The sequence below is a fragment of the Candidatus Binatia bacterium genome, assembly GCA_036563615.1.
Lineage (GTDB): Bacteria > Desulfobacterota > Binatia > UBA12015 > UBA12015 > DATCMB01.
Genome location: DATCMB010000021.1, coordinates 87,636 through 101,243, shown reverse-complemented (window position 1 = coordinate 101,243; position 13,608 = coordinate 87,636). Strand labels below are relative to the sequence as shown.

At 73.3% G+C, this 13,608-nt stretch carries 10 protein-coding genes; 3 read left to right on the top strand and 7 right to left on the bottom strand.

What is annotated here, in order from left to right; genetic code table 11:
* Positions 1–2: 2 nt before the first annotated feature.
* The gene (locus VIS07_17495; GenBank protein ID HEY8517308.1) at positions 3–1,406 is read right to left on the bottom strand and encodes a sugar ABC transporter substrate-binding protein; all 1,404 of its coding nucleotides are present in this window, start codon (positions 1,404–1,406) and stop codon (positions 3–5) included.
* 40 nt (positions 1,407–1,446) lie between these two features.
* On the opposite strand from VIS07_17495, the gene VIS07_17490 reads away from it, so the two are divergent.
* Positions 1,447–2,970, top strand: a complete 1,524-nt coding sequence (locus VIS07_17490) for a glucan biosynthesis protein G (protein HEY8517307.1) — start codon at positions 1,447–1,449, stop codon at positions 2,968–2,970.
* Positions 2,971–3,053: 83 nt separating this feature from the next.
* Complete coding sequence (locus tag VIS07_17485) at positions 3,054–4,103, top strand: c-type cytochrome (GenBank protein ID HEY8517306.1); 1,050 nt, start codon at positions 3,054–3,056, stop codon at positions 4,101–4,103.
* A 109-nt stretch (positions 4,104–4,212) separates the two neighbouring features.
* Here VIS07_17485 and VIS07_17480 read toward each other — a convergent pair whose 3' ends face one another.
* Both VIS07_17480 and VIS07_17475 read right to left on the bottom strand, forming a co-directional pair.
* On the bottom strand, positions 4,213–4,662 hold the full coding sequence (locus tag VIS07_17480) for a hypothetical protein (GenBank protein ID HEY8517305.1): 450 nt from the start codon (positions 4,660–4,662) through the stop codon (positions 4,213–4,215).
* Between the two features lie 314 nt (positions 4,663–4,976).
* Positions 4,977–6,029 (bottom strand): tetratricopeptide repeat protein, encoded by a 1,053-nt coding sequence (locus VIS07_17475; protein HEY8517304.1) that lies wholly within the window; start codon positions 6,027–6,029, stop codon positions 4,977–4,979.
* Positions 6,030–6,159: 130 nt separating this feature from the next.
* Here VIS07_17475 and VIS07_17470 point away from each other — a divergent pair, with 130 nt between their 5' ends.
* Positions 6,160–8,331 carry a hypothetical protein gene (locus tag VIS07_17470; protein ID HEY8517303.1) on the top strand — a complete coding sequence of 724 codons (2,172 nt, stop codon included), beginning with the start codon at positions 6,160–6,162 and terminating at the stop codon, positions 8,329–8,331.
* Positions 8,332–8,335: 4 nt separating this feature from the next.
* On the opposite strand, the gene VIS07_17465 is transcribed toward VIS07_17470, so the two are convergent.
* From VIS07_17465 to VIS07_17450, 4 genes are all read right to left on the bottom strand, one after another.
* Complete coding sequence (locus VIS07_17465) at positions 8,336–9,151, bottom strand: methyltransferase domain-containing protein (GenBank protein ID HEY8517302.1); 816 nt, start codon at positions 9,149–9,151, stop codon at positions 8,336–8,338.
* A 62-nt stretch (positions 9,152–9,213) separates the two neighbouring features.
* A complete protein-coding gene (locus VIS07_17460; protein HEY8517301.1) occupies positions 9,214–9,642 on the bottom strand; it encodes a DUF2845 domain-containing protein in 429 nt (142 codons plus the stop codon).
* Complete coding sequence (locus tag VIS07_17455; protein HEY8517300.1) at positions 9,639–11,519, bottom strand: monovalent cation:proton antiporter-2 (CPA2) family protein; 1,881 nt, start codon at positions 11,517–11,519, stop codon at positions 9,639–9,641. The genes VIS07_17460 and VIS07_17455 overlap by 4 nt, the downstream gene beginning before the upstream one ends.
* A gap of 96 nt (positions 11,520–11,615) precedes the next feature.
* Positions 11,616–13,532 carry a right-handed parallel beta-helix repeat-containing protein gene (locus VIS07_17450; GenBank protein HEY8517299.1) on the bottom strand — a complete coding sequence of 639 codons (1,917 nt, stop codon included), beginning with the start codon at positions 13,530–13,532 and terminating at the stop codon, positions 11,616–11,618.
* Positions 13,533–13,608 lie beyond the last annotated feature (76 nt).

Genomic DNA, 13,608 nt, shown 5'->3' with positions numbered 1-13,608 from the left:
GGTCACGGCGCGCCTCCCGCGGCGCCTGCCGCGTTCTCGGTGATCGCGGCGCCTGCCGCGTGCCGGGCAAGCGCCGCGTCCGGCGCGTCGTCAGCACCCGGTGCTCGTTTGGCGTCCGCCGCGCCCGCAGCTCGCGCCGCGCGCTCGCGCAGCCAGCGCCGCTTGGCGAGGATCCGGTCGACGCCCTCGTCGAGCGCGGCGAGCGCCCGATCGACGCTCTCCTCACCACGGATCGCCGCCTCGGCGCGTCTGCCGATCTCGGCCGCGATGCGCTCCCACTCGGGGATGCGCGGCGTCGGACGCACGTTGCGCAGCTGCTCCCAGAAGGCGCGCGTGTGCGCGCCGCGGTCGAGCGCGAGCGCGCGCCACGCGCTCTCGCGCGCCGGCAGGTCGCCCGCGAGGCGGGCGAGCTCCGCCTGCGCTTCCGGCGCGACGAGGTACTGCACCCACTTCCAGGCCGCGTCCTTCACCCGTGATCCACGCCACAGCGCAAGGCTCGCGCCACCGGCGAGCGACACGCCGGGAAAGCCGTCCGCCTGCGGGGCGGGCATCGGCGCCGTCGCCCAGGCGTGCTGCAGCGACGCCGGCAGCCGCTCGCGAAACTGCGCGAGGTTCCACGGTCCGGTGATCAAGAATGAGAAAGTCCCGTCGGCGAAACCCTGGTAGAGGTTCGCGGCGCTCGCCTCGCCGCTGCGCGGTGCGAGCCCGCGCTCGAACAGCGAGACGTAGAAGGTAAAGGCGCGACGGAACTCGGGGCTCTGGAAGTTGCCGCGCGTTTCGTCGTCACGTAGGAGCGTCGCACCGCTCTGCATCGCGAGGATCACCGGAGTCTCCCACTCCGTGAGCGGCAAGAGAATTGCGAACGCATCGCCGGACGCTTCTCGACGGACCGCCTCCATGCAGTCGAGCCACTCGTCCCAGGTGCGTGGCGCACGGCGACCGGTGCGGGAGAGAAGGTCGCTGCGGTAAAAGAGGACCCTGGTGTCCACGTACCAAGGGAGCCCCCAAGTCGTTCCGTCGATGACATTCGCTTCGAGAATGCCGGGGAAGAATCCGTCACCTTGCGCGGACGCGACGTCCGCGGTCGAGAGCGGCTCGAGCGCGCCGAGCGCGACGAACTCCGCGACCCAGGTGCTGCCGAGCTGGAAGACGTCGGGCATCGTGCCGGCGACGAACGCCGTGATCAGCTTCTCGCGCGCCGCACTCCACGGGATCTGCTGGACGCGCACGCGCACGCCGGGCGTTCGCGCCTCGAAGGCCGGCACGAGCCGCTCGACCACCTCGCCCTCGTACCCGAGCGCCCAGAAGTCGACGACGGTGGCGTCCGCGGCGCCGTCGTCGGTGCAGCCGGCGGCGAGGACGACGAGACCGCAGGCGAGGAGGCAGGTACGCAGGGCGTCGCGCATCGCCGCTTCGCTCGTCCTATCACAGAGCCCGCGCGAGGTCGTGCCGCGCGCGCGTCGCGGGTCGCTTGCGGCGCTGCTGCTCGGCGTGCTCGCGCTGCTCACGACGCTCGCGCAGCCGACGAGCGCCAGCGCGTTCGGCTGGGACGACGTCGTCAAGCGCGCGCGCGAGCTCGCCAACGAAGGGTTCTACGCGGGCGAGGAGATCCCCGACTGGCTCGCCGGGATCACCTACGATCAGTGGCGCGACATCCGCTTCAAGCCGGAGTACGCGACCTGGCGGGAGGAGGAGCTGCCGTTCCAGGTGCAGTTCTTCCATCCCGGACTGTTCTACAATCGCCCGGTCAAGGTGAACATCGTCGACGGCGACACCGTGTCGCCGGCGATGTTCCTGCCGAGCCAGTTCGACTACGGGCGCAACGAGTTCGCGAGCCGCGTCCCGCAGACGCTCGGCTACGCGGGCTTCCGCCTGCACGCGCCGATCAAGCGTCCCGACTACTTCGACGAGGTGATCGTCTTCCTCGGCGCGTCGTACTTCCGCGCCGTCGGGCGCGATCAGGTGTTCGGCCTCTCGGCGCGCGGGCTCGCGATCGACACCGCGGAGCCGACCGGCGAGGAGTTCCCGTTCTTCCGCGAGTTCTGGATCGAGAAGCCGCAGCCGGGCGACGACTCGATCACGGTGTACGCGCTGCTCGACAGCCCGGGGCTCGCGGGCGCCTACGGCTTCGTCATCCATCCGGGCGAGGAGACGGTGGTCGAGGTCTACGCCGAGCTCTTCCCGCGTCGCGACATCGAGAAGCTCGGCATCGCGCCGCTCACCAGCATGTTCTTCCACGGCGAGAACACGCTGCGGAAGTTCGACGACTTCCGCCCGGAGGCGCACGACTCGGACGGACTCCTGATCCACTTCGCGTCGGGCGACTGGCTGTGGCGTCCGCTCGACAACCCCGAGCGCCTGCAGATCTCGCGCTTCGACGCGGAGAACGTGCTCGGCTTCGGCCTCGTCCAGCGCGACCGCGAGTTCGCGAGCTACGAGGACCTCGAGACGCAGGCGCAGATGCGTCCGAGCGCGTGGGTCGAGCCGATCGGGTCGTGGGGGCCGGGGCAGGTCGAGCTGGTCGAGATCCCGACCAAGTCCGACACCAACGACAACATCGTCGCCTACTGGGTGCCGGCGCGCGAGGTGAAGAAGGGCGAGCCGCTCACCTTCGCGTACCGCCTCTACTGGTACGGCGACAACCCCGACCGCCCGCCGCTCGCGCGCGTCGCCTCGACGCGTCGCGACCACGGCAGCAAGGGCGACACCGAGCGCTTCGTCATCGACTTCGCGGGCGGCAACATCGACCTCATCCCGCCCAGCGAGATCCTGCACGGCAGCCTCTCGATCCGTCCGGAGAAGGAGGCCGAGCTGGTGGGTCAGCAGGTCGTCAAGAACCAGCTCACCGGCGAGTGGCGCTTGACGTTCCAGGTCAAGCCGCGCGGCAGCGAGCCGGTCGACCTGCGCGCGCGCCTCGAGTGGATCGGGCAGCCGCTGACCGAGATCTGGGCCTACACGCTGACGCCGTGAGCCGGCGCCGGCGCGCGCTCGCGCGCGCGTTGGCGCGAGGGGCGTCCGGGATGTCATACCTTCGGGCGATGTCGCCGCGCCCCATGCGTTTGCTCGCCGTCGTCTCTCTCGTCGCGTCCGCGCTTTCTGCGCCGATCGTCGCGTCGCCCGCGCACGGGCAGGACGCCGACGCGGTCGCCGCCGGCGCCGCGCTGTACGCGAAGTACTGCGCGCTGTGCCACGGCGCCGACGCGACCGGCTACGCGGCGGACAACGCGCCGTCGCTCGTCAGCCCGCAGTTCCTGTCGGCGGCGGACGACCGCTTCCTCGCCGGCAGCATCGCGCTCGGACGACCCGGCACCGCGATGGCGGCGTACGGGGCCGAGCTCGGCGGGCCGCTGCAGCCGTCGGAGACCGCGCAGATCGTCGCGTTCCTGCGCGCGAAGGGCCCGGCGCCGATCCAGCTCGCGACGCCGCCCGAAGGCAGCGCCAAGCGCGGCGCGCCGCTCTACGCGGCGAACTGCGCGTCGTGTCACGGCGACCGGCGCACGCACGGCACCGCGCCGCACCTCGCCAACGCGACCTTCCTCGCGCTCGCGACCGACGCGTACCTCTACGACGCGATCGCGCGCGGCCGCGACGGCACGCAGATGAAGGGCTACGCGGGCGAGCTCGACGAGCAGCAGATCGCGGACCTGGTCGCCTACCTGCGGAGCTGGGCCGACGATCGCGCCGCGATCCAGGCCGCGACCGCGAGCGTCCCGCCGCCGGCCGGGCCGATCGTCGTCAACCCCGACGGTCCGCCCGCCGAGTTCACGCCGCGCGAGGGCCGCTTCGTGCCGGTCGACGACGTCAAGCGCGCGCTGGATGAAGGCCGGCGCATGGTGATCATCGACGCGCGCGCGACCTCCGACTGGCAGCGCGAGCACATCACCGGCGCGATCTCGGTGCCGTACTACGCGCTCACCGGGCTCGACCGCGTGCCGAACGACGGCACCTGGGTGATCGCGTACTGCGCGTGCCCGCACCACGCGTCGGGCGTCGTGGTCGACGAGCTGCGCCGCCGCGGCTACCCGCACGCGGCCGTGCTCGACGAGGGGATCCGCGTGTGGGTCGAGCGCGGCTACCCGGTGACGCGCCGGGGCGGGAGCTGACGGCGAGCGCAGCGCGCGGCGGCGTGCGTCGCGACGGCGCGCAGCCGCCGTCGTCCTGGCAGGGCCGCGCGCGACTGCTCGGGTGACGGTTCTGCGACGGCGCGGCGGCTCAGCCGACGGCCGAGCCCATCTTCAGCTTGACGCTGCGGTCCTGGAACACGACCTCGCAGATCGACGGGCTCGCGTGCCGGATCACCACGCCCTCGCCGAAGGTCGGGTGGGAGAGCCGCGTGCCGACGTCGAAGTGGTGGTCGATCGCGTACTTGACGGGTGTCGCGCCCTCGACCCTGCGCATGGCCTCGGCCCACACCTGCGCGGGATCGGGCGCCGGCCGCGGCTTGGCCGCGCTGCGCGTCGAGGTCTTCTGCGCAGAGCCGGGTGCGCGGTAGGCGTGCATCGCGTGGCACGTCCGACACTCGACCCGTGTCGGCGTGATGCCGATCTTGGCGAGGACGATGTGGCTCGTCGTCGCCTTGCACTTCCCGCACAGGGCGTCGACGTAGCCGCCGATGACCGCCCCGCCAGCGGAGGCACGCTTTGGTTCTGCCGAGGTGCTCATGGGTGACCGCTCCGAGGGCCTTTCGCAGACGTCGAGCCGCTCGCGCGGCACGGGAGCAGCATGATGCCGCGCGCGAGGGGCTGAAGGGATGCATTCTGCGTACCCCGGTTGCAGCGGCGAAGTCCAGACATTTTTGCAGCCGCGGCTCTCGGGGTGCTTCGCGGTTCGAGAGCATCGCGTCGCGCTGCGGACGCGTGCCGCGCATCCGCAGCGGCGAACGGCGGCGCGGGCGCGTTGCCGGCTGCGCGCGTGCCCCGTCGCCGCGCCTCGATTGCGTCCATCCGAGATTTATGCCTGACGACGCGCAGCAGGCCTCAAGCCGACGGCAGCGGCGCGACCTCCCACTCGACCGGAAACGTCGGATCGGGCCGGTAGCAGCAGATGCGCCCGGTCTCGACGCTGTTCGACAGGTGACGCCCGAGCCGCGGGCAGTCGGCCGAGATGCGGTCGATCGCCTTGCGGATCGCGCGCGTCGCGTTGATGCGCGCGCGCTCGGCCATCGACCCGGGACGTCGCGGACCGTCGACGCCGACGACGCGCGCGAGCTGCTCGGTGAGCGCGGCGATCTTCTCCTCGATGACCGCCGCGGCGCCGAGGTCGTTGTGCTCGCGCGCCTCCTCGAGGTCGGCGCGCAGCTCGAGCAGGCGCGCGCGGTACGCGCGCCGCGCGGCCGGGGTGGCGAGCTCGCCGGCGTCCGGATCGGGCTCGACGTCGTCGCCGACCACGTCGAGCGCGTGCAGCTCGCGTCCGGGCTCGCGCAGCAGGAGCGCCAGGTAGCGAACGCCCTTCATGTCGCGCAGGCGCGTCGTCTCGTCGCCGTGCGCGACGAGCCAGGCGCCGTCGTCGTGCGCGAGGCGCGCGACAGGTGCCACCTGGGGTGACGCCGAAGGAGCCGCCGCCGAGGCGACGGCGACGTCGCCGCTCACCGCGCCGCGCTGCGCGAGCTCGCGGCGCAGCGCTTCGAGGCCGAGCGCCTGCGCCGCGGCGGCGCTCTCGCCCTCGAGTCTTTGCGCCGCGCTCGCGTCGCCGCGCGCGCGCAGCGCCTGCGCGAGCACGGCCTGGACGTGCGCGACCTGCGCCGGCGCGGCGCTGCGCCGGCTGCGCGCGAGCGCGTCCTCGAGCCGCGCGACCGCCTCGTCGACGCGACCCATGGTGAGCGCCAGCACGCCGAGGTAGCGCGCGACCGGCCCGAGCCAGGCGACGCCGGCGCCGATCACCACGTCGTCGTCCGCGTAGGGCGCGAGCTCGGCGTGCAGCACGCCCGCGACCTCGCGCTCGCCGAGCGCGCTCGCGAGCAGCGCGAGGCGCGCGAGCGTCTGCACGCGCGTGCCGTCGAAGGGCAGGGCGTCGAGGCGCGGCGAGGCCACGCACGACGACGCGCGCTTCGTCGTGCCGCCCGAGTGCGAGGTGCATCGATGCTGCGGCGGCCTGCCACGCGGGCAGCGTCGAGCCCGCGGTGAAGGTGCGCAGCGCCTCGTCGAGCTCCGCGAGGCGATCTTGCTCCTCGCGCAGCACGAAGAGCTGCACGGCGTAGAACTGGAGCACGTTGTTCTGCGGTCCGCCCTGCCAGGTGGCGAGCGCCTGCTCGGCGAGGCGCTCGGCGTCGGCGAGACGCCCGCGGCGCAGCGCCTGCGACGCGCGCCCGACGACGACGTGCCAGGTGAGACGCGGCAGGCGCAGCCGTCCGGCGAGCGCCGCGTAGCGCTCGAGCCCGTCGTCGGCCTCGACGATGCGGCCGAGCTCGAGCAGGTCGGCGATGCGCCAGGCGTGCGCGTGCGTCGCGAGCTGACCGTCGCGGATGCGCTCGGCGAGCGCGAGCTGCTCGTCGGCGAGCACGAGCCGCTCCGCCGCCTTCCCGGGCTCCCAGAGTGCGAGGTGACGTGCGCCGAGCGCCGCGGCGAGCAGCGCCGGATCGCCGAGCGCGCGCGCGTGCGCGAGCGCCTCCTCGCTCGCCGCGAGGCGACGCGCGCGGTCGACGAAGTAGATCTCGCGCGCGAGCGGCGCGAGAACGAGCGCGCGCAGCGCGACCTCGTCGGGAGCGGTGCTGCGCTCCGCCTCCTCGAGGAGCGCGATCACCTCGTGGTCGGGCTGTCCGGTCTCCGAGCGCGCCGCGCTGGCGAGCGCCGCGGCCTGTGCGAAGCGCTGCCGGTCGCCGGCCTCGCGCGCTTCGTGCGCCGCCTCGACGGCGGTGTTGCGCGCGCCGTCGTCGTCGCCGGCCGCGAGCCGTGCCTCGGCGAGGCGCGCCAGCAGGTCGAGCTTGACGGCGGCGCTCGCGCCCGAGCGGCGCGCGAGCGTCAGCGCCTGCGCGAAGTGCAGGGCCGCGTCCTCGTAGCCCAGCACGCGCAGCGCGTGCTCGCCGGCGCGCGTCGCGTACCCGAGCGTGCGGGCGGGATCGGCGAGGACGCCGGCGGCGCTCAGGTGGCGCACGATGTCGGCGGCGATCTCGTCGAGCGCGTGCGGACGCAGCGCCTCGAGCGCGTCGGCGAGCGCGAGGTGGAGCTCGCTGCGCTCGTCCGGCGTGAGCTCCGCGCGCAGCGCCTCGACGACCAGGTCGTGCGCGAAGCGCGCGGTGTCGAGCCCGGTCGCCGGCGGCTCGACGACGCCGGTCGCGAACGCCGGACGGAGGCGGCGCAGCGCGGTGGCCGGGTCGATGCCTGCGGCGCGCGCGATCACCGCGACCTCGAACTCCGGACCCTCGAGCGCCGCGATGCGGAGCAGGGCGAGCGTCTCCTCCGGCGCGTCGCCGATCCGGCGCAGCGCCGCGTCGCGCAGACCGGCCGGCAGCTCGACCTCCTCGAGCTGGAGGTCGTCCGCGTCGAGGCGGCCTTCGCGCCGCAGCACGTCGACCAGCTCGGCGACGAAGAACGCGTTGCCCGCGGTCGCGGCGTGGATGCGCTGTACGACGCGCGTCGCCGGACGCACGCCGGAGGCGGCGTGCGCGTAGGCGTCGATGTCGTCGGTGGTGAGGCCGCGCAGCGGCAGGCGCTCGGCGAGGCGCGTGAGGTCGGCGCGGATGCGCGGCGCGTCGGGCACCCCTTCGAGCTCGTGCTCGCGGCACGTCGCGACCAGCAGCAGGCCGTGCCGGCGGACCTCCGGGGCGAGGAAGCGCAGCAGGAGCAGCGTCTCCTCGTCGGCCCAGTGCAGGTCGTCGAGCACGACGGTGAGCGGCTCGTCGGCGAGCGCGACCAGCAGCGCGCTGATCGCGTCGAACAGGCGGAAGCGCGCGGCGGGCGAGCCGGGTGTCGCACCGGGTGCTGCGTCGGACGGCGCGCCCTGCGGCGCGAGCTCGGGCAGGAGGCGCGCGAGCTCGAGAGCCGCAGCGCCGAGCGCGCCGCGCACGCGCTCCGCGTTGCCGTTCGCGAGCAGCGGACGCAGCGCCTCGATCCACGGCCAGAAGGCCGGCGCGCCGCCGCCCTCGCGGCAACGTCCCCAGGCGACCCGCGGCGTGCCGGGCGGTCCGATCACCTCCTCGACGAGGCGCGTCTTGCCGATCCCCGCCTCGCCGGCGACCAGCACGAAGCGTCCGGCGCCGTCGCACGCCGCCGCGTGGTGACGCGCGAGCGCCGCGCGCTCGGCCGCGCGGCCGACGAACGGGCTCGCCTCGCGCGTCGCCATGGCTCGTTTTTGTGCCGACAACGCGGACCCAGCTCAAACGCCGCGCGCGCGTGATCGGCTAGCGGGCGGCGCGCTCGGTCGATGCCTCGGCGCGGTCGGTCGAGATCTTGCCGGCGCGCAGGCGGTCGAGGTGCGCCTCGCGTCCGTCGGCGAAGCTGCCCTGGATCGCGCTCGCGCCGACGCGACCGGTGAAGCGTCGGCGCTCGCCGGTCTTGCGGTCGACGACGTCGAGCGAGAGCTCGTTGCCGACGAGCTCCGCGTCGTCGATCGTGAACGGCGGCTCCTTGCCGCGGTTCAGCGCCGTCACCTTCTGGAAGCGCTGCCGGATCTCGATCTCGGCCGTGGCGTCGCCTGCGTCGCCGTCGCCGGGGATCGTCATCCGCCAGACGCCCGCAGCGTTCGCTGGGACGACCCACATGTAGACGTCGGCGCCGCCGACGACGAGGTGCTCGTCGGGCGGCCAGTCGCCCATGTCGAACTCGTGCGACACGACGCGTGCGCCGGGCGCGAGCTGCTCGAGGATCTTGAGGCGCAGCGCGAGATTGACCGTCGGCAGCAGGTACATGGTCAGCACCGAGACGCCGCGCAGGTCGGTCTCGAAGAGGTCCTGCTGGCGGAACTCGACCTTGTCCTCGACGCCTGCTCGACGCGCGTTCTCCATGCTCGTGCGCACGAGCTCCGCGTTGCGCTCGATGCCGACGCCGCGCGCGCCGTACTTGTCGGCGGCGACGATCACGATGCGCCCGTCGCCCGAGCCGAGATCCATCACGGTGTCGGACGGTCCGACGCGCGCGACCTCGAGCATCGCCTGCACGACCTCGAACGGTGTGGCGACGAACGGCACGGCGTCCGCGCTCGTCGGCGCGAGCAGCACGAGCGACGCGAGCAGCAGTCCGCGCCAGCCGAGCTGGGGCCGGCGCCGCGGCGAGCCTGGCTTCAGAAGCCGCCCTCGAGGTCCGCGTAGCCGCCGGTCTCGATCTTCTGCAGGCGCCCGGACTCGAAGATCAGCTTGCGGGTGAACATCCCCGGCTGCTCGTAGGTCCAGATCTCGACCGGCACCGTGGTCTCGAACGACGCCGGGCTGTCGACGAGCCCGCTGCCGAGGACGCGGTTCTCGCGCACGCGCTGCGTCGGCTCGCCGCAGAACTCGAGCACCTCGGAGGTCGTGGCGCCGTACGAGATCAGACGCCCCTCGCACTGCATCTGCGCGAGCGCGACGCCCGCCGAGAGCGCGCTCGCGAGGGCGAGCGTCAGGACGTGAGCCAGCAGGAACGGCAAGCCGCGCATGCCCGGCAGAATGGCGAGAGATCGAGCGCGATGGAAGCGCGTCGGCACCGGGCGGCTCGGGCGTGCCCTGGTTCTCACGAGCCCGGCTGCTGCTCGCGCGCGCTCTGGGGATCGTCGTCGCGCGCGCCTTCGCGTGCGTCCTCGACGACCACCGACGCGGTCTCCGGCGACAGCGGGCGCGCCTTGCGCTTCGGCGGCGTGAACGGCGTCGGCGTCGGCGCGTTGCGATGCAGCAGGTCGCGGCCGGCGCCGAAACCGTCCGCGAGCTCGAGCCGCAGGCGCTCGACGTCGCGACGGCGCACGTCCTCGAGCACCTCCTCGACGTCCTCGGGCGGCACGCCGAGACCCTCGAGCGTCTTGCCGCTCAGCGCCAGCGCGGACTCGAAGGTCTCTCGCACGTGCGCGTCGACGCGCGCCTCGATCAGGCGCAGCGCGTGCCCGCGGTCGTACGCGCGGACGTAGAGCTTCGCCTGCGAGAACTCGGCCTTCGCGAGCGCCACGATGTGATCCGCCGCGGACGCGTCGTCGACGCAGATCAGGATCGCCTGCACCTCGGCCGCGCCCGAGGCGCGCAGGACGTCGAGGCGCGTGCCGTCGCCGTAGTAGACGAGGAAGCCGAACTTGGCGGCGTTGCGGATCGCCTCGGTGTCCTTGTCGATGATCGCGACGTCGATGCCGCGCGCGAGCAGCCCCTGGCTCACGACCTGGCCGAAGCGTCCGAAGCCGATGATCAGCACGGAAGCGCGCAGATCGCGCGCCGGCTCGACGCCGTCGAACGACTGCCCCTCCGCGGGCAGCAGCCGGTGCACCGCGGCGACCGCGAGCGGCGTCACCGCCATCGACACGATCACGGTGGCGGTCAGCGTCGCGTTGGTGCCGCCGTCGAGCACGCCCGCCGCGGCCGACGCGGCGTAGAGGACGAACGCGAACTCGCCGCCCTGCGCGAGCAGCGACGCGCGCGTCAGCGCCTCGCGGTGCTCGGAGCCGAGCAGCCGCGCGACGCCGTAGATGCCGGCCGCCTTGACCAGCATCAGCACGGCGACGCCGCCCAGGATCACCGGCCAGTCGCGCAGCACGAGCGGCACGTCGAGCGCCATGCCGACGCCCAGGAAGAACAGGCCGAGCAGGATGCCGCGAAACGGCTCGACGTCGGCCTCGAGCTCGTGCCGGAAGGCGGATTCGGAGAGCAGCACGCCCGCGAGGAAGGCGCCCATCGCGGTCGAGAGGCCGCCGAGCTGCATGAGCAGCGCCGCGCCCAGCACGACGAGCAGCGCCGCCGCGGTCATCACCTCGCGCGCCCGCGCCTGGGCGAGCACGCGGAACAGCGGGTTCAGCAGCCAGCGTCCGACGACGACCAGCGCCACCACCGCGCCGACCGCGATCGCGAAGGCGAGGGCGCGCGACGTCCCGTCGCCGGCGGGGCCCGCCGGCGCGAGCAGCGGGATCATCGCGAGCAGCGGGACGATCGCCAGGTCCTCGAGCAGCAGGATCGCGACCACGCGCTGCCCGGCCGCGGTCGACACCTCGCCGCGCTCCTCGAGGATCTGCATGACGATCGCGGTCGAGGACAGCACGAAGCCCATCGCGGCGATGAACGCGACCTTCAGGTCGAAGCCCGCCGCGACCGCGACGCCGGTCATCAGCAGGCCGCACCCCAGCACCTGCACGAGCCCGAGCCCGAAGATGTCCTGACGCAGGCTCCAGAGCCGCGACGGCTCCATCTCGAGGCCGATCGCGAACAGGAACATCACGACGCCGAGCTCGGCGACGTGCAGGATCGACGCGGGATCGTCGAACAGGCCGAGGCCCGACGGGCCGATCACGAGGCCCGCCGTCAAGTATCCGAGCACCGAGCCGAGGCCGAGGCGCCGGAAGAGCGGCACCGCGACCACCGCCGCGCCGAGCAGCACGACGACGTGGAGGAGATCTCCGCCGCCGTGCCCCTCAGGCGCCATGCGCGCGCTCCCGACGGATCGCCGGGCGATCCAGCTCGTCCGCGCGTCCCGTGCTCGGGACGCACGCGTTTTGCGCGCAGGCTCGGGGCGCTCGCCTCACCGGCACACGACCGATCTCCCGTTGCCGCGGCAGCTCCCCGCGGGCGCCGCGAACTGCAGGCGTCCGCACTGTCCGGTCTCGGCGGTCGGCGGATCGAGGACGACCAGCGCCTCGAGTGGCAGCGCGCTCTGGTCGACGGCGTACGCGCCGCGCGCGCCGCGGATGGTGAAGCGAATGCGTCCCGGTGCTTGACGCGACAGATCCTTGAGCACGATGCTCGTGATGCCGCCGGGCGGCGTCGCGCCGCGGTTCACGTAGCGCCAGGTCCGTCCGTTCGGCGCGACCTTCCAGCCCGCGCGCGTCGCCGGGTCGTAGGCGCCGCCGGGCACGAGCACGTCGATCGCGCGCGTGCCGCTCGCGTCCTCGATCACCAGATGCACGCCGGTCGCGGCCGGATCGAGCGCCGGCGTGAACGGATGCGGCAGCGTCACGTCGCCGCGGAGCAGCAGCGTGTCGTCGCCGGGCGGCGTGCCGAGGCGGCGCAGCGCGAGCGACGGGCGTGCGACCACGCCGCCATCGTTGCACGTCGCGGGACACGGCGGGAGCGGCTCCGGCGGCGGGAACGTCGGCGGGCCCCCGCTCGGCGGCGGATCGCTCGGGGCCGCGACCACGAAGGCGAGGACGAAGATGAACGCGTTGCGCCGCGGCTCGACGCCCTCGCAGAAGCCGACCGGGCGCCCGTGGCTCTCGTTGCCGGCGAACGTCGTGCCGGCGTGGCCGTGGATCCAGCGGTACGGGTTCTGGTTGCCGGCGATGAACGCGCGGTTGCCCGTGACGACGCTGTCCGCGACCGGCTGCGCGAGCGCGCTCGTCCGGAAGCGCGTGCCGAGCAGCAGCGCCTGCTGCGACGGATCGTCGCCCGTGATCTCGTTGTCCTCGATCGTGGTCCGGTCGTCCTCGACGCGGATCGCGTACTGCACGTTGCGGAACACGTTGCCGCGCAGCACGTTGTCCTTCGCGTGGTCGAGCACGATCCGCGCGACGCCTTCCTGGTAGTAGGCCGGATCGCTGCACTCCATCGGCGCCGTGTTCTCGCTCATGCGCGAGCCGACCCAGATGCCGTTCTCGCCGCCGACGAAGGTGTTGCCCTCGATGACGTTGCCGTGCGCGCCGTAGCGGCGGTCGAACCAGCGCTGCGGACGCGACTGCCAGAACTCGCCGCAGTTCTTGTACAGGAAGATGCCGCCCGCCGAGTTGCCCTCGAAGTGGTTGCCGACGATGCGGTTGAAGCGCGAGCCGTCGATCGCGAGGCCTTCGCGGCCGGTGCCCCAGAAGAACAGGCTCACGCCGGCGAGCGTGAAGTACTGTCCGTCCGGGCCGTTCTCGCGAAAGCCGTTGTTCACGATCCAGTTGTTCTCGACGACGTTGTCCTTCGAGCCGGTCTCGAGGTAGATGCCGGCGCTGCCCGCGCCCTCGATGCGCGAGCGACGCAGCGTCACGCCGGTCACGTAGCCGTCGATGAACACGCCGACGCCGCGCGAGTTCGCGAACGTGCTGTCCTCGATCAGGATGTTCGAGAACGCGTGCTCGTACTCGACGCCCGGTGCGAGCTCGCGAAAGCCCTCGCGCTCGACGTGCAGGTTGTTGAGGAAGCCCTCGACGCGGCAGTTGCGCACGGTGACGTTCGCGAGCGCGACGTCGGTCGGCGCGACGATGTAGATGCCGTAGCGGCCGTCGGTGGTGGCGATGCGCGCGCCCTGGCAGTCGAGCTCGACGTCCGACGCGACGATCGTGAAGCCCTGCGTGTAGGTGCACGACGGGTCGAGGTGCGCGCTCGCGCTCAGCGCGTGCGCCTCGTCGGCGCGGTCGCAGCCGATGAGCTCCGAGTCGGGCGCGACGGCGTGCGCCTCGGACGCGACGAGCGCGGTGGGCAGAGCGAGCGCGAGAAGGAAGATCAGCCTGAGCACGAGCATTTCGGAGAAACTCCCGTCCGGGGGCGAGGGTGAGTCCTGCATCTTACGCGGCGAGGTGCGGCCCACAAGCCGCTTT

Excerpts from the sequence above, each read along its gene's own strand:
- VIS07_17480 (HEY8517305.1), bottom strand. The coding sequence starts at position 4,662 with ATGAGCACCTCGGCAGAACCAAAGCGTGCCTCCGCTGGCGGGGCGGTC.
- VIS07_17450 (HEY8517299.1), bottom strand. The coding sequence starts at position 13,532 with ATGCTCGTGCTCAGGCTGATCTTCCTTCTCGCGCTCGCTCTGCCCACC.
- VIS07_17455 (HEY8517300.1), bottom strand. The coding sequence starts at position 11,519 with ATGGCGCCTGAGGGGCACGGCGGCGGAGATCTCCTCCACGTCGTCGTG.
- VIS07_17485 (HEY8517306.1), top strand. The coding sequence starts at position 3,054 with ATGCGTTTGCTCGCCGTCGTCTCTCTCGTCGCGTCCGCGCTTTCTGCG.
- VIS07_17495 (HEY8517308.1), bottom strand. The coding sequence starts at position 1,406 with ATGCGCGACGCCCTGCGTACCTGCCTCCTCGCCTGCGGTCTCGTCGTC.